Here is a 21886-nt window from a genome sequence, read left to right on the forward strand (position 1 = left end):
TTCCATATTCAGATAGAAAAAAGTCCTAGTTATTTATACTAAATATAGTAAGGAGTGATTAGATGAAAAAAAGTTTTTACTTATTCGTACTCACTTTTAGAGGTGGGGATTGGAATGATAAAAAATCACGGTTTGCTGAAAGTGCATTTTTAGACCATAGCTTTCCTAAAACAAGTACATCCTTTGAAGAACTATCAAGCTATATTGAAACAATGGCAGATGAACATATGACAACACAAGCATTTGATGAATTATGGGATATATATGAAACAAAATATCGATAGTAAGCTGGGATAAATATTTTCTAGTACAATATAATGTATAAACAGGGAAATCATTGCACAATAATTGAAAAGCAAGTATATTTGAATTTGAACCAATAAGGAAAGAGGGATTGTATATGAGTATTCATATTAATGCTAAGCAGGGAGATATTGCAGAAGTAATTTTATTACCTGGAGATCCATTACGTGCAAAATATATAGCTGAAAACTTTTTAGAAAATGTAACATGTTATAACGAAGTGCGAAATATGTTCGGGTATACTGGTACATATAAAGGTAAACGTGTATCTGTTCAAGGAACGGGCATGGGTGTACCATCAATCTCAATTTATACAACAGAATTAATGGAAGAATATAATGTTCAAAAATTAATTCGTGTAGGTACATGTGGTGCAATCCAAAAGGATGTAAAAGTTCGTGATGTTATTTTAGCTCAATCTGCTTCGACAGATTCAAAGATGAATGAAATCATTTTTAACGGAATTGATTTTGCACCAACTGCTGATTTTGATTTATTATTAAAAGCCTATAACGCTGGGGTTAATGCTGGATTAAATTTAAAAGTAGGAAATATCTTTACAGCAGACATGTTCTACTCTGAAGAAAACCAAAACGAAAAATTAGCTCGCTATGGTGTTCTAGCAGTTGAAATGGAATCTGCTGCATTATATACACTTGCTGCAAAATTTGGTCGAAAAGCACTTTCTGTTTTAACAGTTTCAGATCATATTATTACAGGTGAAGTAACTACATCAGAAGAACGTCAAACTACATTTAACGATATGATCGTCGTAGCATTAGAAGCTGCTATTCAAGAATAGACAGTATATATATCTTAGAGACTTCACAATTAAGTGAAATAGGAGCAAGTGATCAATTTAATTGGTCACTTGTTTTTTCTTTTAGTATTAAGTGTGTGTCTGTTTGAATGTCCTAGTGGCTCATGGAATATTTTAAAAGTTACTAATCTTACTATAGAAGTGTAAGGATGTCGTTGGTCATGAAAGTTTAAAGAAGGCAAGTTTTGTCATAAAATAATCTATCTCTAACGAATTTGACATACTTATATAACTTTAAGATCCATGTAAACTTCATTTTAAATACAGTTTTTTAAATTTTTATCATAGTTATCGTGTCATGAGCCTGGTTTTTCTATGTTTTGGGGAATATAAAAAATTTTTTATGTAATAGCTACGGGCCACAAATTGAGAAACAAGTGTGTTCCTCGAAATTTTTTTGTACCCAATTATCTATCTTGTTAAAAAATCGGATGAATTCGATGTCTTCCGAATTATTAAAAGAACGTACATTTAAAGCAATCTGACTCCATTGCTCATAACTAACAGAGTTTGGACCAAAGTAATTAAAATTTTGTAAAACATCTTCTACGTGTGAATGTAAAAAATCAAAAGCTTCTTCTGTTAAAAAAATTGAAGATTTGTGCCAATGTTCATTTTTAAACTTGCCTTTCATAAATTCAATAACATCGCTCCTGCCATTTAAATTTTCCAAAGTCATTATTTTAATCATTTATTCCTCCAGTGTATGGCTAAAATTTAGGGGGAAAAGTAATATTTTCCGAAAAATAGATGTCTGTTGATTGTGTTATAAGATTTAATTCGTTTATAACTTTCATTCAACAATTATTAAAATTAGGTAAAAAAGGTAATGAAATTATACCATGATAAAGTTTGAGTTGCGAAAAAATGTTGCAATATCAAGCTTTTTAAAGTATCTTAAATTTACATACAGTTCCAGACATTTAACGTTATGATTGTTGTTGCATTAGAAGCTATTCAAAAATAAAAATGAAAAGCAATAAATTTGCATATTCATTTAGAAAGGCTGTCTATTTATTGACAGTCTTTTCTTTTCGTTTGGTTGTGAAACTGTTAATATGTAAATAACGTCTTTTTTACTAAATAAGAAAGTATAAAGTTATGAAGAGTGTCTAGACATAATTTAACCTATCGTGTTGTGGTCTGCTCCATTGCTAAGAAATGCCATCTTGTCAGAGGAGCAGCTTAAAGTGCAACATGAAGTCACGGTTGGCAGCAATATGTAATGTAATGTCTTCACCGACGTGGGGTTAAGTAGTGCACCTAACACTTTTCTGAAGTAAGTGTAAATGAGAGTGGTGAATAAAATGGATGATCAAAACCAACAAGGAAATGAGCAAACAGAACAAATTGAAAAGCAAGAGGAACAAGTAAAACCAGCTAAAAAGTTTATACGTATAAAGCCTTTTACGTTTATTATGCTAATGTGCTTAACAATTCTACTGACAGCAGGTTTAACAATCTTTGCTTTAACTTTTGGTGAAGAAAAAGTAGTTGAAGTATCGCCTCCTGTTGAAAGAGAAGAATTTTCAAAATTATATGAAGCATATGATGAATTAAAAGAAAAATATTATGTTGAAATTGATGAAGATGCTGTAATCTCCGGGGCAATTAATGGAATGTTTGATGCTCTTGAAGATCCATATTCTGATTTTATGGATGAAATGGAGGCAGAACAATTTAATTCTGATTTATCCTCTAGTTTCCAAGGAATAGGGGCAGAAATTCAAGAACGCAATGGTAATATAGTGGTTGTATCACCTATAAAAAATTCACCAGCAGAAAAAGCTGGAATTTTACCAGAAGATATTATCCTAACGGTTAATGGAGAAAGTATCCAAGGTATGAGCGCTACTGAAGCTGTCTTACTGATTCGTGGAGAAAAAGGTACACCAGTTACATTAACGATTCAACGAGGGGATTCAAAAGAGCCGATTGAAATGACAATCATTCGAGATGATATACCAATCGAAACGGTTTATGGTGAAATGGGTGAGGATAAAATAGCCCACATTCAAATTACATCCTTTAGTGAACAAACATATAATGAAATCGTAAAAATACTTGAAGAGTACGAAAAAGAAGGTATGAAAAGTATTATTTTAGATGTTCGTCAAAATCCTGGCGGTTATTTGACTTCAGCAATTGATATTGCAAATCTTTTTATTGATGAAGGTAAACCAATTGTGCAATTGCAATCTCGCGAGGGTGGACCAGAAGTAATGCTGGCTGAAGGCGGTAAAAAATATAAGCTGCCAGTTGTTGTATTAATTGATAATGGAAGTGCATCCGCTTCGGAAATCTTAGCTGGTGCGTTAAGCGAGTCATATGGAGCAAAAATTGTAGGTCTTACATCATTCGGTAAAGGGACTGTACAAACAGTAAGCTACTTGCCAGATGGTTCAAATTTAAAATATACAACTGGTAAATGGTTAACGCCAAACGGCAATTGGATAAATGAAAAGGGTATTAAGCCGGATGTAGTTGTTGAGTATCCTGATTACGCTACATTGACTTATATTGATCCAGAAACGGAGCTAAAAGTGGAAAGTGCTTCAGCTGCTGTAAATTCTGCTGAACGAATGCTATCTGCATTAGGGTATGACCCTGGAACAATCGATGATAAGTTCGATGAAGCGACATCAGATGCTGTTAAAGAATTCCAAGCACAACATGAGTTGGAGCAAACAGGAACTATTGTAGGAGACACAACTTATGCCTTGATGGATGCTTTAAGAGAAAAAATAGATAAAGAAGATCCACATGTTTTAAAAGCAATCGAACTGCTTACTGATAAATCTGCTAATAAGCAAAAATCAGCAAGTGAAGGACAATAAAAATACTGCAAAGGGCTACTGTTGTTCGAATTTTGAACAGCCGTAGCTCTTTCTTCTATAATTAAGAAAAAGGAGAATGATTTAATGAAGGATGTATATTTATTTAGCGGTTTTTTAGGAAGCGGAAAGACTTCCATGTTAACCGATGTAATTCGACAATTAAAAGAAAAAGGATTAAAACCTGCTGTAATCATGAATGAACTAGGAAAGCTTCCATTTGACTCACAGGCTGTTGAAGAGGATGTACCCTTAAAAGAAATGTTGGAGGGCTGTATTTGCTGTTCTGGCAGTGAAAAAACTGAAGCTCAAATTCAATCGCTTCTAGCAGATTCTCAATTTGACGTTCTTATTATTGAAACAACAGGTGCGGCTCACCCAGTTGAAGCTTTAGACGCAGTATATTCACCTTTATTTGCTGAGCAGTTAAATATAAAAGGGATTGTTACCGTTGCAGACAGCAGATTTTGGTTAGATCGTGAAAGTCTTACACCGCAAGTTCGCAGTTTATTTTTAGAACAAATTCGTCATGCACATCTTTTACTTGCTAATAAAATGGATCTGTTAACAGAGGTAGAGCAAGCAAAAGTAGTTTTTGAAATGCAAAATGTAAATACTAATGCATTTATTTTACAAACAACAAATGGACGTGTTCCTCTTAATTTACTTGAAAAACTGCAAGCATCTGCGCAAATTTCCAAAAGAGATATTAACTCTGCGAAACTAGGATCGCATTTACATTTAAGTTCTCGGTTAATTGAATTAAAATCAAGCTTCTCACAAGAGCAATTTGAACAATGGGTACGTTCTTTACCGAATACAATTTATCGTATGAAAGGGTATGTACCGATTGCAGGAGTAAAAAATCCGATGCTTTTCCAATATGCATATGGATTAGTTCAATGGATGCCTGAATATATTCAAATGCCTTCTAAAATTGTGATGATTGGTGAAAATGTTGAAAATATAGCCGTTATCGGAGAGGAATAAACGTAATCTAAACGTAATAAAAGTAAAAGAAATGAATTATAAATCAATGTTGTAAATTTGTCAATACTATTTTGGTAGTAACTGTTTCGTATAGAGGAAATATTTAGATAAAAAAAGTTTAATAAGTTCATAGATATAAAGAAAAGAAGTTTTATTGGATTTACTTCCAACTTATGGTCCGTTTTTTTCAACTTTTCTCGCTTATGATTAGTTGCGAGAGGAGGAATAACAAAATGAAAAAATGGTTTATAACATTTTGTGCATTCGGTTTAATCGCAACACAAGTTCCAGAGGCAAATGCTGCTTCTAACAATGAAGAGGGAAATAAGCAAGCTGAAAATATAATTGTAAATAGCGGGAACTGGGAGCATTACGAAAATGCCCTCTACAAAACTATTCATAGATTAGGAATTACAGATGAAGCTAGCTTCAAAGATTTTTCACATAAATTATTTAACAACAAACAATTAGAATCATTATTAATTTCTAAATTAAATGAGTACAAAAATGTGAATGATAATAAAGCAAATCATCAAACTACTAATGTAGAAAAAGGTAAAGAGGTTGTGAATGAAAAACCAGTTTCATCACCAAAACCAGCAAAACCAGCAACTCCAACTAACAATGAACAAAAAGAGGTTGTAAATAAACCTTCAACACCTGTAACAAATAATAATGAAGCATCGAAACCTAGTTCGAATAATAATGTACAGCAAACTCCAACTGCACCAGCTCAATCAGCTTCAGAGTTTGAGAAAAAAGTGGTGGAGTTAACAAACGCTGAACGTGCAAAAGCAGGTCTTGCACCATTAGAAATTTACGAGCCATTAATGAAAGTTGCACAACAAAAGTCTGATGATATGGCGGCGAAAAATTACTTCTCACATACAAGCCCAACTTATGGTAGCCCATTTGACCAAATGAAAGCTGCAGGTATTTCTTATCGTGCAGCAGGTGAAAATATTGCACAAGGTCAAAGAACACCTGAAGAAGTAGTACAAGCATGGATGAATTCAGAAGGACACCGTGCAAATATCTTAAACGGAAGCTACACTCATATCGGTGTTGGCTACGTTGCAGATGGCAACTACTGGACACAACAATTTATTCAACTATAATGTGTGATTAAGACCGAGTAACTAACCAACGTTGCTCGGTTTTTTACTACTAGAATTAGAAAGTGCTTATAATTTTAAATTAGTATGAAGTAGGTGAACAGGCTAAGCACACTAGCCGCAGAGTCATGTTATATATGTCTCTACGACTTAATTATTATTTAAAACTATGAATATAAAGTACACGTAACGGAAGGCGCAGTGCATCTGCCGCTACATTTTTGATGCAGAGCAATGTTTTCTGAACCAAACATAGTGACAGGTGCAAAGCTTCTTGTGGGAATAGCGTGTGCTATTTTTTTGCAACGAAAGCGAAGCAACAGAAGCATTAAGACCCCGCATGAGCGAAGCGAAGAAGGAGGCTCAATCCGAGCCCGTGGAAAGTGTCCAGCCTGTAGTGGAATATGCGCTTTTAAAGGTAAACCATGATTTTTGGCGTTTAATCTTTTACAATATGATGAATTTTGAGTATCGCGTTGTGAACAAGATAAATTATGGTACAATATTGACTGAATATCTCGTGGTGGGAAAGTTTTCTCATTAATATTTTTTCGTTATCATATATACTTAGAGAATACATTATGTATTTAGAATAGGAGATTTCTGTGAGTCAAAAATCAATTATTTTAACAGGTGGCGGAACAGCAGGCCATGTTTCATTAAATCAAGCTGTCATTCCTTCTCTTATCCAAGAAGGATACAAAGTACACTATATAGGTTCACATGATGGAATTGAAAAAGAATTAATTACTCAAAGCTTTCCAAATGTTCCTTATCATAGCATTTCAAGCGGTAAATTAAGACGCTATTTCTCAATAAAAAACTTTACTGATCCTTTTAAAGTGTTGGCAGGTGTCGGGCAAGCATTTGCGGTAATGCGAAAAGTAAAACCATCAATCGTTTTCTCAAAAGGTGGTTTCGTTTCTGTACCTGTAGTAATTGCTGCTAAATTGGCTGGGATCCCTGTTGTAATTCATGAATCAGATGTGACACCAGGGTTAGCAAATAAAATTGCACTGCCATTTGCTTCACACGTTTTTACAATTTTTCAAGACACATTAAAATATTTACCAAGTGATAAAGCAACATGTACTGGATCAATTGTCCGTGAACAACTATTTGACGGAAAAAAAATTCGAGGATTGTCATTGTGTCAATTTGATGCGAGTAAAAAGGTTCTCCTTGTTATGGGAGGGAGCTTAGGCTCGGTGGTTCTAAATGAGGCCTTGCGAAGTAATTTGCCAGAACTATTAGAAGCATACCAAGTGATTCATCTTTGCGGTAAAGGAAACATTGACTCGTCATTGGAGGGCTTAAAAGGGTACAAACAATTTGATTATGTAACAACAGAATTACCAGATTTATTACATGCGGCGGATTTTGTTGTATCCCGAGCTGGTTCAAATTCTATTTTTGAGTTTTTAGCTTTGAAAAAGCCTATGCTTTTAATTCCACTTTCTGCATCAAAAAGCCGTGGGGACCAAATATTAAATGCGAAAATTTTTGAAAAACAAGGATTTGCAGTAACCTTGGAGGAAGAATTGCTAACTAAAAACACGTTTATAAAAGCTGTGAATACATTAGAAAAAAAGAAAAACGAAATTTTAGATGCAATGAAAAATGCTGAAAGTCCAAAAACACCAATAGAGATGGTAAAATTAATTACTCAATATGAAAAAGGTTAAGCAAAAAATAAAAGAAGTCTAGCGCCTATTGCGTTGAGACTTCTTTTTGTATTGTTGAAATTAATAGCGACTGAAAAACGGGTCGCTTTTTTTAAAGTTTACATTGCTTGCTCTTCTTCTTTTGAATTTTCGTTGGCTGTGACGATATAGAATAAATCTTTTGGAATTTTAAATAAATCATATTTAATTTCACCAGTGTTTATTTCCTCATATAATGCTGGATGACAATCTTTTGCGCATATAACATATTGTAATTTTTGTGCTGCGCGTTTCGATTTTAAATTATCTTTTCTAATACGTAGAAATACAGTGTGGATATCTTTTTCAAAAAACAGTTCAGTTAAAAACTGCTTTTTAGCAGCTTGATTGTATCCTTTTCCTTGAAAAGGTGCACCTATCCAAGTTCCTAGGAAGCCTGCTCCATCTTGTATATCAAAAAGACTGATGGTACCAATTGGTTGACCCCAGTCATCGGTTATTGTTCTCGATATCGTTTTTCCTAATTGTTCTTCTTCTAAAAGCTGTTTTGTCATAAATAAATATTCTTCAGAGGAAGCAGCTTTTTGACGAACATATGGAAAAACTGACGGATGGATCATTAATTCATATAAGTCATTAGTTTCTGAAAGGTCTCGAAATTTTAACATTTGAAACGCCTCCTTTTTAGGATAGTTGCATAACACACTCAAATAAGATATCACAGGGCAACAGTTCAAAATAATAAACCTAAAGGGGCAAGACGTCAATAAATAAAGTTGTTTTTTTTATTTACCCAAAATAGTCAGAAAATAACCATTTTATAAAGAAATTACATGAATATATCATATAATAAAGAATCGAACTGATACAATTATTTTAATGTAAAAATAGAATTTATTCTTATTGAAAAATGTTAAAAGAATTTATAATTTAAGATGATTTCAATTAGGTTGATTCATAATTGATTTACAATTATGATAGAAATAAATAGTAATAGGAGAGTATACCTATGGAAAGAACTTTTTTAAAAGTACATGGATCTGGCAATACATTTTATTTATATAATTCTAACAATGAAAATGAATTTGATTGGCCCAGCTTAACGAAATGGCTATGTTTAAAGGATAACGATGGTGGAGCAGATGGTTTGTTGCTTGTTTTGCCTTCGACCATTGCAGATGCAAAAATGAGAGTGATTAATGCGGATGGCTCAGAAGCATCCATGTGCGGAAACGGCTTGCGAACTGTAGCGAGATTTGTTTGCGAAAAACTTGGTAAAGATGAAGCAATTATTGAAACAATGAAAGCAAATCTGCATGTTAGAAATGAAGCTTCGATTTTTGGAACGATTCCAACATATGCTGTTGAAATATCACCTGTTTCTTTTGAGCTTAACAGTTTACCAATGAAATATAAAAACCAAACAGTAATCCGCCATCAAATTATTGAGGAATTTTCACCAACAATTAAATTTACAGCAGTATCTGTTCCCAATCCACATCTTATTGGAATTGTGGATGCACAATATATTGAAGATGCTTCACATCAACAACAGCTTTCTGAGTTTCTAAATAGTGAAAACGAATTTTGTATGGACGGCGTAAATGTAAGTTATGTTTACCCAATGAAAAATGACACAATTTTTGTTCGAACATTTGAACGAGGTGTTGGTTTTACAAATGCATGTGGTACCGCGATGACAGCATCTGCACTTGTATCAAAGTTAAATGGACTTGTAGATACTGATTTAATTACGGTTTATAATCCAGGTGGATTTGTAAAATGTGAAGTAAAACAAAACAATGGGGAGTACCAATTAACTCTAATTGGAAATGCTACAGTAACAGCAGAGTACACGATTGAAATCAATGATAATCAATATAAAATTTTAAATCGTAAAGATACAGAAGAGCAAAAACAATACGAAAAATGTATTGAATTAGTCAAAAAGGAAACTTCATCGTTTTCAGCTTGAAATTAAAGTGTTACATTTTATGGCTGCCTTGTTTTAAGTTAAACTTAGAACGAGGCTTTTTATCTGAATAAAAATATAAATTTTTTCGAGGCTAACCTGGGCGTTAACGCTTTTCTAATAAAGGGTGATATTATGAATAAACGAATCTTGCTGGTAGAAGACGAAAAAAATATTGCACGTTTTATCGAACTTGAACTAAAATACGAACAATTTGAAGTTACAGTAACACATGATGGAAGAGAAGGGCTAAGCAAGGCATTGGAAAATAAGTTTGACTGCATTTTACTTGATGTCATGTTGCCAGGTTTAAATGGAATTGAAGTATGCAGACGCATCCGTGCACAACTAAATGTGCCAATTATTCTGATTACTGCACGCGACGCAGTAATGGATAGGGTAGCTGGTCTAGATGCAGGAGCGGATGATTATATCGTTAAACCTTTTGCTATAGAAGAATTATTAGCAAGAATTCGTTCCATTTTAAGAAGAGTTGGCAATACTGAAAATCAAGAAGTGGCAGAAACTATTCAAGTTAGGGATTTAATTATTAAGCCTCAATCATACGAGGTTTATTTTGAAAATAACAAACTGGAATTAACGAAAACAGAATATGATTTATTGAAATTATTATGTGAAAATAAAAACCGCGTTTGTGAACGGGACATGATTTTACAATCTGTCTGGGGGTATAGTTCAGAGGTGGAAACAAATGTAGTAGATGTTTACATTAGGCATCTGCGCTCAAAATTAAAGACTCAATGCGAGCCGTACATAGAAACAGTTCGTGGTGTAGGCTATGTGGTGAGAGAATGAAGAACCTAAAGTATATTGTTATTAACCAATCATTAAAAAAGAAATGGATCATGTCGACTGCGATTGTTATTTTTATAAGTTATGCAGCAATTTGTACCGTTATTTATCTCGCACTCTATTCATGGCTTTTGCAAAATGAAGAAAATAATGCAATTCGAACTGCAGATGACTTAACATCTTTTTTTAATTCGCAAAATGAGTCCATTTCAATTAGTGAGTTTCAAGGCAATACAGGTTTATTCAAAGCGATAGTGAATCAAAATCAAACAGTTTACATTTTTAACCAAGATGGTTATGAAGTGCTAAGAATTAATAATAAATCCTCAGCAGCAGACATTGTTTTATCATATGATCAACTTAGAAAAACTGTGATATCAAAAGAAGTGATTGATAATGAAGATGTATTTGTTGTAAATAAGTTTGTCAATATTGGCCGCTTCCATGGCGTCATGCAATTAATACACCCATTAACAACTTTTCAATCAATGATGCAATATGTGTTAACTACCATGCTTATAGCTGGTTTAGGGGCAATACTGTTAGCGGTTTCTATCGGCTATTATTTAGCAAATTTATTAATTAAACCAATACAAGATTTGCGCGACTCAATGATGTCTGTTCGTGATAAAGGTTTTGATAAAGAAATTAATTTTGCATATAATGCTGATGATGAAATTGGTGACTTATTAAAGATTTATCGAACTATGATAGCAGAATTACAAAGTACTTTTGCAAAACAGCAGCAGTTTGTATCAGATGCATCCCACGAGCTGAGGACACCAATCCAAGCAATTGAAGGGCATCTATCATTAATAAAACGATGGGGGAAAAACGACCCTGACATTTTAGAGGAATCAATCTCAACTTCATTAGAAGAAGTTACAAGAATGAAAAAAATGATAGAGGAACTACTTGATTTAGCAAGAAAAGAAGAACGTGATGAACATGCTGTGACAAATGTTGAAAAAGTACTATATTCCGTTAAGGAAGAGTTGGAAGTGATTTATACGGATGCAAGCATTCATATATCGACTACTGGCGAACCTCTGCTGCCAAATATTACTGAAAATGCATTAGGTCAAATTGCACGAAATATTATTGAAAATGGAATACGATATAACGATAGAAAACCAATTATTGATATTGATGTTCAATATTTATCTAATAAGGTAGTAATAATGATAAAGGATAATGGTATAGGAATTTCAAAAGAGCATCTCCCGCATATTTTTGATCGCTTTTATCGCGTCGATGCTTCAAGAGAGAGTACAGGAGGGGGGACTGGGTTAGGGTTAAGTATAACGAAGATGCTAGCAGAAAAATATGATGTAGAAATAGACGTTCAAAGTAGTGTTGGAAAAGGAACAACATTTACCTTAAATTTCTCACTTTAGAGAAAAAAAATAAAAATTATTCCTTAAAACGATTGATTCTCAAAAAAAAATGCTAATTTCGTGAAAAATAGTTGTATTTTTTGTGAAGAGTAGTAAGATTGAAATGGAAAAAAACGTTCTTCACTAATAAAGTATGTCTTTTTATATTGTCGAAGAATGGCAAAATATGAAATAATGTTTTAGTAAAACAACAATGGAACTGCCCTAGGGCAAAATTTGGAGGTTATTCTCATGTCGAACAATGTATTATTTGCTGGTTCCCCTTGGTCAGCATTCTCTGGTCCTAACTTAGGCTATGTTATGGAGCAATATGATTTATTTCTACAATCTCCAGAACAAGTAGAACCAGAACTAGTTGCACTATTCCAACAATTCGGTTCTCCATTTACTGAAGGAGAGCAAGGTGGAGCAGAAGGTGCAAGTTACCAACCAGGTAATTTGAAAAAAGTATTTGCTGCTGTTCAATTGGCAGAAGCAATCCGTTCTCAAGGACATTTAGCTGCGGATGTTTATCCTCTAAAAGATCGTCAATTAGATACATCTCGAATTGATTTAGCATCTTATGATTTAACTGAAGCTGATCTAGTTTCGTTGCCTGCTTCATTATTCTTTAATAATGTTCCTGTAAACGTTACCAACGGAAAACAAGCTATCGACTATCTTCGTTCAATTTACACTGGGAAAATTGCTTACGAATATTCTCATGTCGATGATGCAGAACGCCGATGGATTCAAGATAAAATTGAGTCTGGCAAGTCTAAAATCAGCTTAACAAATGAAGAGAAAAAAGCGTTATTAGAACGATTAACTCGAGTAGAAGATTTCGAAAAATTCATCCATAAAACATTCGTTGGACAAAAACGATTTTCTATAGAAGGTTTAGATACTTTAGTCGTACTACTAGATGAAATTGTAAAAGCTGCTGACAAAGAAAAAATGAATTACCTACAAATCGGTATGGCACACCGTGGACGTTTAAATGTTTTAACTCACGTTGTTAATAAACCATACGATATGATGTTCGCTGATTTTGCACACGTACCGAACGACTACTTCTTCCCAGAAGACGGATCTTTAGAAATTTCTAAAGGTTGGACTGGTGACGTGAAATATCACATGGGTGCTACTCATACAAAAAAATCAGGAATGAAAGTAAAATTAGCTTATAACCCATCACACTTAGAAGTTGTAAGCCCAATTATTACTGGTTCTACACGTGCAGCTCAAGAGGATACTACAAAACCTGGATTACCATCACAAGATGCTAGCAAAGCATTAGCAGTTCTTGTTCATGGTGATGCTGCATTTGCAGGTGAGGGTATCGTTCAAGAAACTTTTAACTATGCAAATACAAGTGGTTTCTCAACAGGCGGTTCAATTCATATCATTTCTAACAACATGATTGGATTTACAACTGAGCACACTGATTCACGTTCAACTCACTATACAACTGATTTAGCAAAAGGATATGGAATTCCTGTTATCCACGTAAATGCTGATGATCCAGAAGCTGTTGTACAAGTTGCCCACTTATCATTCGAATATCGCCAGCTATTCGGCAAAGATATTTTAATAGACTTAATTGGGTACCGTCGTTTCGGACATAATGAAACTGATGATCCAACTGTAACAAACCCATTAACATATAAAATTGTAACAAGTCATCCTACTGTGCGCGCTATGTATGGTGAGCAATTAGCAAAAGAAGGCGTTGTTTCTGAAGAACAAGTGAAAAAACTTGATGAAGAAATTTATGCTGAAATGCAGGCTTCTTATGATCATGTTAAAGCGGTTGGTGCAGAAAAAGGACATTTTGAAATTGAAATGCCTGAAGCTGTGAAAAACGACTACCCAGAAGTAGAAACAGCAGTTTCAAAAGAAGAATTAGTTCAAATCAATGAAGACCTACTTGCGTGGCCTGAAAGTTTTGAACCACAAAATAAATTAGCAAAAATCTTAAAGAAACGTGTTGAAGCATTAGACACAGGTAAAATTGATTGGGGTCATGCTGAAACATTAGCATTTGCAACAATTTTAAGAGACGGCAATCCAATCCGTATGACTGGTCAAGATGCTCAACGTGGTACATTCTCACAACGCCACTTAGTATTACATGATAAAAATAATGGCTCAGAATATACTCCGTTGCACCATATTTCAGGTTCTAAAGCTTCATTTGCTGTATATAACTCACCATTAACTGAGGCAGCAATTGTAGGATATGAATATGGTTATAACTTAGAAAACGAGAAAGCATTATCTATTTGGGAAGCTCAATTCGGTGACTTTGCTAATATGGCACAAGTTATGTTCGACAACTTTATTTCTGCAGCACGCTCTAAATGGGGTCAAAAATCTGGATTAGTTCTATTATTGCCAAATGCTATTGAAGGACAAGGCCCAGAGCATTCATCTGCACGCTTAGAACGTTATTTACAACTTTCTGCAGAAAATAACTGGATTGTTGCAAACTGTTCAAATGCTGGAAACTACTATCATTTACTTCGACGCCAAGCTAAAATGCTAGGTACAGAAGCAATTAGACCATTAGTTGTAGTTTCACCAAAATCATTACTTCGTCACCCATTAGCTGCGGCTACATTAGAACAATTATCAGAAGGCAAATTTGAAGAAGTAATTGAACAACCAGGTTTAGGTACAAATCCGAAAAAAGTTGAACGGATTTTACTAGCATCTGGTAAAGTAACAATTGACTTAGCTGATCGAGTACAAGATGGTAAAGGCTTTGAAAATACTCATATTGTACGTGTTGAACAGCTTTATCCATTCCCATCACAAAAAATATCTGATATCATCGCGAAGTTCCCGAATGTAAAAGAAATTGTTTGGGTACAAGAAGAGCCTAAAAATCAAGGTCCTTGGAAATATGTGTTAGAATATTTATTAGACTTGGCTGATGGTAAGAAAATTAAATATGTTGGACGTCCAGAAATGTCTTCAACTTCTGAAGGTGACATGGATTCACATAAAATTGCACAAGCAAAAGTCATTGACGAAGCTCTTGCATAATAACAATTCTATTTCAATCATTTATTAAAATTGTCTACTGTTAGCCGGTAGCGATGCCATGTGTACCCAAACTCTGGGTACACATGATATTCAAAGGAGGATATTAAAGTGGCTGAAATTAAAGTCCCTGAATTAGCAGAATCAATTACAGAAGGTACAATTGCCCAGTGGGTGAAAAAAGTTGGTGATCGCGTTGAAAAAGGCGAATTCATCGTTGAATTAGAAACTGATAAAGTAAATGCAGAAATCATTTCAGAAGAAGCTGGAGTTTTAACTCAAGTTCTTGCTGAAGAAGGCGATACAGTTCTTGTAGGACAAGTAATTGCTGTTGTAGAAGCTGGAGAAGGAGCAGCTCCTGCACCTCAAGCTGCAGAAGAAGCGCCAAAAGCTGAAGCTGCACCAGCACCAGCTCAAGCTGCTGCACCAGCACCTGCTGCAACTCCTGTTGTAGAAGAAACTTCTAATGACCGTGTTGTAGCTTCACCAGCAGCACGTAAACTAGCACGTGAAAAAGGAATTGACTTAGCTGCAATTTCTCCAGTTGATCCACAAGGTCGCGTACGTGTACAAGACGTTGCTGCTCATGGTACTGCACCAGCAGCTGCAGCAGCACCAGTAGTACCAACAACAGGTGGTCCAGTGGTATTCACACCAGCAGCTAATTCTGATCGTGTAACAATTGAAAAAATGAGCCGTCGTCGTCAAACGATTGCTAAACGTTTACTAGAAGTAAAACAATCAACTGCGATGTTAACAACATTCAATGAAATTGACATGACAAACATTATGGCATTACGTAAACGTAAACAAGAAGAGTTCGTGAAAGCAAACGACATCAAACTTGGTTTCATGTCATTCTTCACAAAAGCTGTTGTTGCGGCACTTAAAAAATACCCATACGTAAATGCACAAATCGTAGGTGATGAAATTCACTTAAATAACTTCTTCGATATCGGTATCGCGGTTTCAACTGAAGAAGGTTTAGTAGTACCAGTAGTTCGCGATGCAAACAGCAAAAACTTTGCTGAAATCGAAAAAGATATCGCTAATTTAGCACAAAAAGCACGCGACAAAAAATTAGGTTTAAACGATATGGCTGGTGGATCATTCACAATCACTAACGGTGGAGTATTTGGTTCATTAATGTCTACACCTATCATGAACGGTACACAAGCTGGTATTTTAGGTATGCACTCGATTGTAAACCGTCCAGTTGCTGTAAATGGGGAAGTACAAATCCGCCCAATGATGTATGTGGCTCTTTCATATGACCACCGCATTATCGATGGTAAAGATTCTGTTGGCTTCTTAAAAACAGTTAAAGAATTAATCGAAAACCCAGAAGATTTACTTTTAAATTCATAATAATATTTAAAAAACCTAGCGACAACTCGCTAGGTTTTTTATAATGCCTTAAGTTCTTGATTTTTAGGCTCTATAATATTTGTTGGGGTTTGAAAAAATTTCATAAATAAACAATCATGAGTTTTTTACACCCAACCCTGGCATGAAAATAAGTACCTTCGGTTCATAATGGTAATGACACAAACAGGATGTAAGACGTGGCTTTTTTTGGTGGCTTTGACCCTGTAAAATAAACTGTTTGAGTGAATTTGGTGTTCAACCCTTTGTTAGCTCCACTTGATAGTAGGATGACTACGTACAGAAAAATGCTTATCTTCAAATTCACTCACTGTTTGTGATCTTAATGAATCGGAGTGATTTCATGGAAGTATTTATTGAGAAGTGTGCAGGTTTAGACGTACATTCAGAAACGATTGTAGCTTGTGTTATTAAAGGTAATCATGAAGACGAAATGTATATAGAGACCGAAACATTTCCAACACTCACAAAAGATTTATTTAGGCTTTTAAAATGGTTAGAGGGACATGAAGTTACACATATTGCAATGGAAAGTACGGGTGTGTATTGGAAACCTGTATTTAACATCTTAGAAGATTTCTTTGATATCACGTTAGCTAATGCCCAGCGAATTAAAAATGTACCCGGAAGAAAAACAGATGTTTCAGATGCAGAATGGATAGCGAAGTTATTACGTCATGGTTTGATAGAAAAGAGCTTTGTTCCCCCTGTAAATATTCGTGAACTCCGAGATTTAACGAGACTACGTAAAAAGTGGATTAGTCATTTAGTTTCAGAGAAAAATCGAATCCAAAAGGTATTAGAAAGTTCAAATGTCAAACTAAGTACAGTAATCTCGGATGTATTTGGTGTATCAGGTCGAAAACTATTAAATCGATTAATTGAACAAGGCTATGTCGACGAAACGGATGTAGAAAAAGATATTCATGGGAAGTTGATTCCGAAAAAGCAATGGATTACAGATTCCTTATTTGGAACAATAAATGAGCATCAAATCTTCCTGATTCGTCAGTCCTGGCAACATATTCAATACTTAGAAACCTTAATTTCAGAAATCGAAGAACGGGTGGATCAACTACTTCAAAATTATCAAGAAGAACTACAGTTGTTAATTACCATACCAGGAATAAGTAAAGATACTGCAGCTGTAATTATTGCAGAAATAGGAGTAGAAATGGAACAGTTCCCGACATCTCAACATCTTGCATCATGGGCAGGAGTTTCACCAGGGAATCACGAAAGTGCTGGGAAAAGGAAGAGTACACGTACAGTGAAAGGAAATCCTCATATAAAATCCGCTATGTGTGAAGCAGCGTGGGCTGTTTCAAGAAGTCGAAATCGATGGCTGGCAAACAAATATTGGTCATTAGCAGCACGAAGAGGAAAGAAAAAAGCACTCGTTGCGATCTCGCATCGAATGCTTCGGGTTATTTACTCCATGTTATTAAACAAGGAGCCTTATAAAGAACCCCAAATGTCATAACTTAACCAAAACCAAAAAGTAATATACAAAGTTACCCCACAACAGGTAGCTCTGCTTTCTTATTGGCTTTTTTCGGTCAATTTAAGAATAAACATATTTGATTAATAGTATTCAAAGACCGAAGGGATTAATTATTTTCACAGAAAAAAGCACGTAATCACCGATTTCTATATACTTGAATTGTCGAGAAACAAGCAATGAAAGGTGATACGTGCAAATGAATTTTAACATGAATATTCCAGGATTAAAAGGTGTAACTGTTCATAAGGTGGAGGAGATGGGGGAACGTATTGTTCTACACGTTTCCATACCAAAAAAAGAACATCAATGTCCAGCATGCAAGAATATAACATCAAAAGTCCATGATTATCGAATTCAAAAAATTAATCATTTAAAATGGTTTGAACGATTAACCGTCCTTTTTTATAAACGTCGTCGTTATGTATGCCAATGTGGGAAACGTTTTTCAGAAAAATCCCCTTTCGTGGATAAATATCAACGTTTCTCGAAAGAATGGAATCAAGTTGTACGAAAAGGCAAAAACATTTAAAGAAGCAGCTGAAGTACTTGGTACATCAAGCTCAACAGTGATTCGTCGCTTTAAAGAAGTAGTAAAGGAACAATTAAATGAAGGGGTTCATTTACCAAAATGTATCGCGATTGATGAATATAAAGCAGATACCGATGCGGGAACTTATCAATTAATTATTGCCAATGCGGAAACACATGAACCAATTGATATTTTACCAAATCGTAGAAAAGAAACCATTAAGGATTACTTGATGAAATACGGTGCAGATGTAGAAATTGTGGTTATGGACATGAATCCAAGCTTTAAAGCAGCAGTTAGGAAGGCGTTAAATCGCCCGATTATTATTGCGGATCGCTTTCATTATTGTCGTTATATTTACTGGGCACTAGATGAAGTACGTCGAAATGTTCAAAAAGAATGGCATGCATATGATCGAAAGAAATGTAAGAAAATGCGTCACGTACTATATAAACGATTTGATAAGTTAACAGAAACGAATCGTTGGTACTTAAATCGTTACATAGGAATGTCGAAGGAACTAAAGCAAGCCTATGAATTAAAAGAAGCTTACTGCGAATGGTTTGATTGGGCAAAAACTTCAAATGATTTGATAGAAATAAAAAAAAGATTAGAAGCCTTTTACCGAAAGGTAGAAGAAGCAAATATTCCGGCATTTTTAAAGGCTATTCAAACGCTAAAAAATTGGCAAGTTGAAATTTTAAATAGTTTAAGTTTTGGATATTCAAATGGTTTTTTAGAAGGAATTAATAATAAATCAAAAGTTTTGAAGCGCAATGCTTATGGTTTTAGAAGCTATGAACACTTTAAAGCGAAAATTTTATTAAATAATTTATATAAGAAAATTGGGGTTCATTTAGGATAATCGGGGTGCCGTGTAATATCACTTCACCCCAACATTTGACATAGAACCGATTTTTAAGCTGTCGTTTCTTTCGCTTCTTTTAAACTACCTGAAATTCGATCAAATCCAATTTTAATTGCATTTATATACTCGTTCATTGCATATTGTGCAACAGATGAATGTGGATTTAAACTTTCAAATGCGTGATAAGCGCCAGGATACAAATGGAATTCAACATCAACACCAGCTTGAGCTAATTTTGTAACATATGTTAATGTTTCATCTCTGAAAGGATCCAATTGGCCTATAAAGGTATATGTGTATGGTAAATTGGAATAATCTGTTGCCCTTGCTGGAGCCGCATAAGGTGGAATATTATCAGACCCGTATAATTTACCTAAATATAATTTCCAACCCAAATCGTTCAATTGTTGATTCCAGATCATGCCTTCTGTAATTTCGTTGGCGGATGGTGTATTATTTGAATCATCAATCATTGGATATAAAGGCAATTGAACATGTACTTTCGGAAACTTTCGATCTCTAGCAAGTAAAGTCAATGCAGCAGTCAACCCACCGCCTGCACTGTTACCAGCAACAGCAATTTTATTAATATCTATAGATAATAGTTCAGCATTATTTACCATCCAGCATAATGCACTATAACAATCTTCGAGAGGTGTTGGGTATGAATGCTCTGGTGCTAAACGATAATCTACTGAGACAACGATGCAGCCTATATCCTTTACATATCTTACACATAGTGCGTCGTCAGATTCCGCTGCACCTAAGACATAACCACCACCGTGAATCCATAATAAACCAGGTAAATCACCATTTAATTTTCTAGGTTTATAAACTCGCACATTAATTTCTTCGTTATCATATGCTTGAATTGCAATAACTTCGATTGAAACATCAGTTTGATCAACAGGCTCATTTCCATTCTTCATAGCCTCTCTTACTTGTGGTATTATTTCTTGTTCCAAACTTAGTTCCGGAAAATTGTCCAGTACTTCCAATAGCTCTGGTATTACTCTTTCGCGATTACGCATTAACAAATCTCCTTTCAAAATAATTGATAGTTAAACTCTTGTCTAACGCAATTATGCCAAAGACATAATTATCTATTAGATTATATGTTTGTCCTAACTAAGACATTCTTGTAACTTATCAAATAGGTTGCATTCAATCTAAAAAGAATCTAGATTATAACAATAAAATGAAGCCTTATTTTTTTGAATGAGTATATGTATTAATGATTTTGGGAAAAGGTTTATTCAGAAGACCTATATTATTAAAAAGAAAGCTGCTTTGTTGTAACGGTCAATTGAAAAAAACTTAGAAAACTACTTATTTTTCTGTATTGTATTTATTAAAATCTAAATAGGTTAGCAGTATAATTACTTAGATTTACTTTAAATTGGGACTTTTAGTAAAATGCTATTGTCTAAAAAATGCGTGTTGACATCATCTTATTCCTATAGTACTATTTTAATAGAAATTTAATATGAATGCCTCACGTTTACGAGTGAGGTAGAGGTGCGTTATTTATTAGTTTCTTAGGGAGTATAGAGCGAACAATGATCTAAGAAAGAAGGAAATATCGCCGAAGTATGAAAGTAGGCTCACTACTTCATGCTGGGTCTGCAGTGAATAACTGCAGGACTGTCTCAGCTGGTTCTCCCAAACCAACTGAGGTGTGCTATCTCAAACGGGAACGAAAGAGGATTTGGGCTATTGTATATAGGCGACCTGAGTTCATCTTAGGTCGCTTTTTGTATACCTTAGTAGATGATAAGTAAGGAGAGATGGATATGTCAAAAAAGCTAAAACTTTTAATAACTGCACTATTTGCGATTATGGTTCTTGCAGCGTGTGGTACTTCAGAAGAAGAAGGAAATACTGCATCATCTTCTGATTCAACAGAAGAAAAGGAGGTTTTGAAAGTTGGTTTAGAAGCAGCTTACCCACCGTTCAACTGGACTCAACAAGATGATTCGAACGGCGCTGTTAAAATTCAAGGTTCAGAAGAATATGCCGGCGGTTATGATGTTGAAATCGCTAAACGTGTAGCAGATGCTTTAGGTAAAGAATTAGTAATTGTAAAAACTGAATGGGACGGTTTATTACCTGCATTAGAATCAAATGTTATCGATGCGATTATAGCTGGTATGAGTCCGACTCCAGAACGTGCTGAAGTAATTGATTTCACTGAAAACTATTATACTAGTAATTTCGTTATTGTTACAAAAGCAGATAGCAAATATGCAGAAGCTAAAAGTTTAGATGATTTTGCAGGAGCTAAAATCACTTCTCAGTTAAACACAACAAATTATGCTGTAATCGATCAAATTCCTAATGTTCAAAAAGAAACTGCTATGGAAAGTTTTTCTCATATGCGTGTTGCTTTAGAATCAGGTGTAATTGATGGTTATGTTGCTGAACGACCAGAGGCTGTTTCATCTACTGCTGCAAATGAAAACTTTACTTTTGTAGAACTTGAAGAAGGTTTTGAAGTAGATCCAGCAGATGTTTCAGTTGCTATTGGTTTACGCAAAGGTGATGAAAGCTTAGCAAAAATTAACGAAGTGTTAGCTGGAATTTCTGAAGAAGAACGTCAAGAAATTATGGATCAAGCAATTGCTAACCAACCTGCTGCTCAATAACGCAGTGAACTTATCACTG

General features: G+C 34.6%; 16 protein-coding genes, 1 pseudogene and 1 riboswitch. Of the genes and pseudogenes, 14 read left to right on the forward strand and 3 right to left on the reverse strand.

Translation table 11 applies throughout. The features are described 5' to 3' along the window. Positions 1-62: 62 nt before the first annotated feature. Positions 63-284 (forward strand): YozE family protein, encoded by a 222-nt coding sequence (locus MKY04_RS09690; protein ID WP_126295603.1) that lies wholly within the window; start codon positions 63-65, stop codon positions 282-284. Positions 285-400: 116 nt separating this feature from the next. Beyond that, entirely contained in the window at positions 401-1105 is a 705-nt protein-coding gene (gene deoD, locus MKY04_RS09695) for a purine-nucleoside phosphorylase (protein WP_126295602.1), read from the forward strand. A gap of 370 nt (positions 1106-1475) precedes the next feature. On the opposite strand, the gene MKY04_RS09700 is transcribed toward deoD, so the two are convergent. Then, positions 1476-1814 carry a hypothetical protein gene (locus MKY04_RS09700; protein ID WP_126295601.1) on the reverse strand — a complete coding sequence of 113 codons (339 nt, stop codon included), beginning with the start codon at positions 1812-1814 and terminating at the stop codon, positions 1476-1478. 616 nt (positions 1815-2430) lie between these two features. Here MKY04_RS09700 and MKY04_RS09705 point away from each other — a divergent pair. The 4 genes from MKY04_RS09705 to MKY04_RS09720 all read left to right on the forward strand — a co-directional run bounded on the left by MKY04_RS09705 (position 2431) and on the right by MKY04_RS09720 (position 7747). Next, positions 2431-3960, forward strand: coding sequence for a S41 family peptidase (locus tag MKY04_RS09705; RefSeq protein WP_346235774.1), 1530 nt, complete (start codon positions 2431-2433; stop codon positions 3958-3960). An 84-nt stretch (positions 3961-4044) separates the two neighbouring features. Continuing rightward, entirely contained in the window at positions 4045-4947 is a 903-nt protein-coding gene (locus tag MKY04_RS09710; RefSeq protein ID WP_126295599.1) for a CobW family GTP-binding protein, read from the forward strand. Between the two features lie 233 nt (positions 4948-5180). Then, positions 5181-6065 (forward strand): CAP domain-containing protein, encoded by an 885-nt coding sequence (locus MKY04_RS09715; protein WP_126295598.1) that lies wholly within the window; start codon positions 5181-5183, stop codon positions 6063-6065. A 602-nt stretch (positions 6066-6667) separates the two neighbouring features. After that, positions 6668-7747 carry an undecaprenyldiphospho-muramoylpentapeptide beta-N-acetylglucosaminyltransferase gene (locus tag MKY04_RS09720; protein WP_346235775.1) on the forward strand — a complete coding sequence of 360 codons (1080 nt, stop codon included), beginning with the start codon at positions 6668-6670 and terminating at the stop codon, positions 7745-7747. Positions 7748-7845: 98 nt separating this feature from the next. Here MKY04_RS09720 and MKY04_RS09725 read toward each other — a convergent pair whose 3' ends face one another. Then, the gene (locus tag MKY04_RS09725; RefSeq protein WP_126295596.1) at positions 7846-8394 is read right to left on the reverse strand and encodes a GNAT family N-acetyltransferase; all 549 of its coding nucleotides are present in this window, start codon (positions 8392-8394) and stop codon (positions 7846-7848) included. Positions 8395-8735: 341 nt separating this feature from the next. On the opposite strand from MKY04_RS09725, the gene dapF reads away from it, so the two are divergent. The 7 genes and pseudogenes from dapF (at position 8736) to MKY04_RS09760 (ending at position 19219) form a co-directional block, all read left to right on the forward strand. Then, positions 8736-9701, forward strand: coding sequence for a diaminopimelate epimerase (gene dapF / locus MKY04_RS09730; protein WP_346235776.1), 966 nt, complete (start codon positions 8736-8738; stop codon positions 9699-9701). A 132-nt stretch (positions 9702-9833) separates the two neighbouring features. After that, entirely contained in the window at positions 9834-10514 is a 681-nt protein-coding gene (locus tag MKY04_RS09735; RefSeq protein ID WP_346235777.1) for a response regulator transcription factor, read from the forward strand. Beyond that, positions 10511-11908, forward strand: coding sequence for a HAMP domain-containing histidine kinase (locus MKY04_RS09740; protein WP_346235778.1), 1398 nt, complete (start codon positions 10511-10513; stop codon positions 11906-11908). The genes MKY04_RS09735 and MKY04_RS09740 overlap by 4 nt, the downstream gene beginning before the upstream one ends. 231 nt (positions 11909-12139) lie before the next feature. Beyond that, complete coding sequence (locus MKY04_RS09745) at positions 12140-14938, forward strand: 2-oxoglutarate dehydrogenase E1 component (RefSeq protein WP_126295592.1); 2799 nt, start codon at positions 12140-12142, stop codon at positions 14936-14938. A gap of 108 nt (positions 14939-15046) precedes the next feature. Next, entirely contained in the window at positions 15047-16303 is a 1257-nt protein-coding gene (gene odhB / locus MKY04_RS09750) for a 2-oxoglutarate dehydrogenase complex dihydrolipoyllysine-residue succinyltransferase (RefSeq protein WP_346235779.1), read from the forward strand. A gap of 361 nt (positions 16304-16664) precedes the next feature. Next, entirely contained in the window at positions 16665-17804 is a 1140-nt protein-coding gene (locus MKY04_RS09755) for an IS110 family transposase (RefSeq protein ID WP_346235219.1), read from the forward strand. Between the two features lie 211 nt (positions 17805-18015). After that, positions 18016-19219 (forward strand): annotated as a pseudogene (locus tag MKY04_RS09760) (ISL3 family transposase). A 53-nt stretch (positions 19220-19272) separates the two neighbouring features. Here MKY04_RS09760 and MKY04_RS09765 read toward each other — a convergent pair. After that, a complete protein-coding gene (locus MKY04_RS09765) occupies positions 19273-20253 on the reverse strand; it encodes an alpha/beta hydrolase (RefSeq protein WP_346235780.1) in 981 nt (326 codons plus the stop codon). A 474-nt stretch (positions 20254-20727) separates the two neighbouring features. Further along, positions 20728-20914, forward strand: a riboswitch (Lysine riboswitch). A 101-nt stretch (positions 20915-21015) separates the two neighbouring features. Here MKY04_RS09765 and MKY04_RS09770 point away from each other — a divergent pair. Beyond that, positions 21016-21867 carry a transporter substrate-binding domain-containing protein gene (locus MKY04_RS09770; protein ID WP_126296017.1) on the forward strand — a complete coding sequence of 284 codons (852 nt, stop codon included), beginning with the start codon at positions 21016-21018 and terminating at the stop codon, positions 21865-21867. Positions 21868-21886 lie beyond the last annotated feature (19 nt).

It is taken from the genome of Lysinibacillus telephonicus (genome assembly GCF_039654155.1).
GTDB classification, from domain to species: Bacteria; Bacillota; Bacilli; order Bacillales_A; family Planococcaceae; genus Ureibacillus; species Ureibacillus telephonicus.

Bases quoted from the DNA above. Each gene is read 5' to 3' on its own strand.
- MKY04_RS09690 (WP_126295603.1), top strand. From the start codon at position 63: ATGAAAAAAAGTTTTTACTTATTCGTACTCACTTTTAGAGGTGGGGAT.
- deoD (WP_126295602.1), top strand. From the start codon at position 401: ATGAGTATTCATATTAATGCTAAGCAGGGAGATATTGCAGAAGTAATT.
- MKY04_RS09700 (WP_126295601.1), bottom strand. From the start codon at position 1,814: ATGATTAAAATAATGACTTTGGAAAATTTAAATGGCAGGAGCGATGTT.
- MKY04_RS09705 (WP_346235774.1), top strand. From the start codon at position 2,431: ATGGATGATCAAAACCAACAAGGAAATGAGCAAACAGAACAAATTGAA.
- MKY04_RS09710 (WP_126295599.1), top strand. From the start codon at position 4,045: ATGAAGGATGTATATTTATTTAGCGGTTTTTTAGGAAGCGGAAAGACT.
- MKY04_RS09715 (WP_126295598.1), top strand. From the start codon at position 5,181: ATGAAAAAATGGTTTATAACATTTTGTGCATTCGGTTTAATCGCAACA.
- MKY04_RS09725 (WP_126295596.1), bottom strand. From the start codon at position 8,394: ATGTTAAAATTTCGAGACCTTTCAGAAACTAATGACTTATATGAATTA.
- dapF (WP_346235776.1), top strand. From the start codon at position 8,736: ATGGAAAGAACTTTTTTAAAAGTACATGGATCTGGCAATACATTTTAT.
- MKY04_RS09735 (WP_346235777.1), top strand. From the start codon at position 9,834: ATGAATAAACGAATCTTGCTGGTAGAAGACGAAAAAAATATTGCACGT.
- MKY04_RS09740 (WP_346235778.1), top strand. From the start codon at position 10,511: ATGAAGAACCTAAAGTATATTGTTATTAACCAATCATTAAAAAAGAAA.
- MKY04_RS09745 (WP_126295592.1), top strand. From the start codon at position 12,140: ATGTCGAACAATGTATTATTTGCTGGTTCCCCTTGGTCAGCATTCTCT.
- MKY04_RS09755 (WP_346235219.1), top strand. From the start codon at position 16,665: ATGGAAGTATTTATTGAGAAGTGTGCAGGTTTAGACGTACATTCAGAA.
- MKY04_RS09765 (WP_346235780.1), bottom strand. From the start codon at position 20,253: ATGCGTAATCGCGAAAGAGTAATACCAGAGCTATTGGAAGTACTGGAC.
- MKY04_RS09770 (WP_126296017.1), top strand. From the start codon at position 21,016: ATGTCAAAAAAGCTAAAACTTTTAATAACTGCACTATTTGCGATTATG.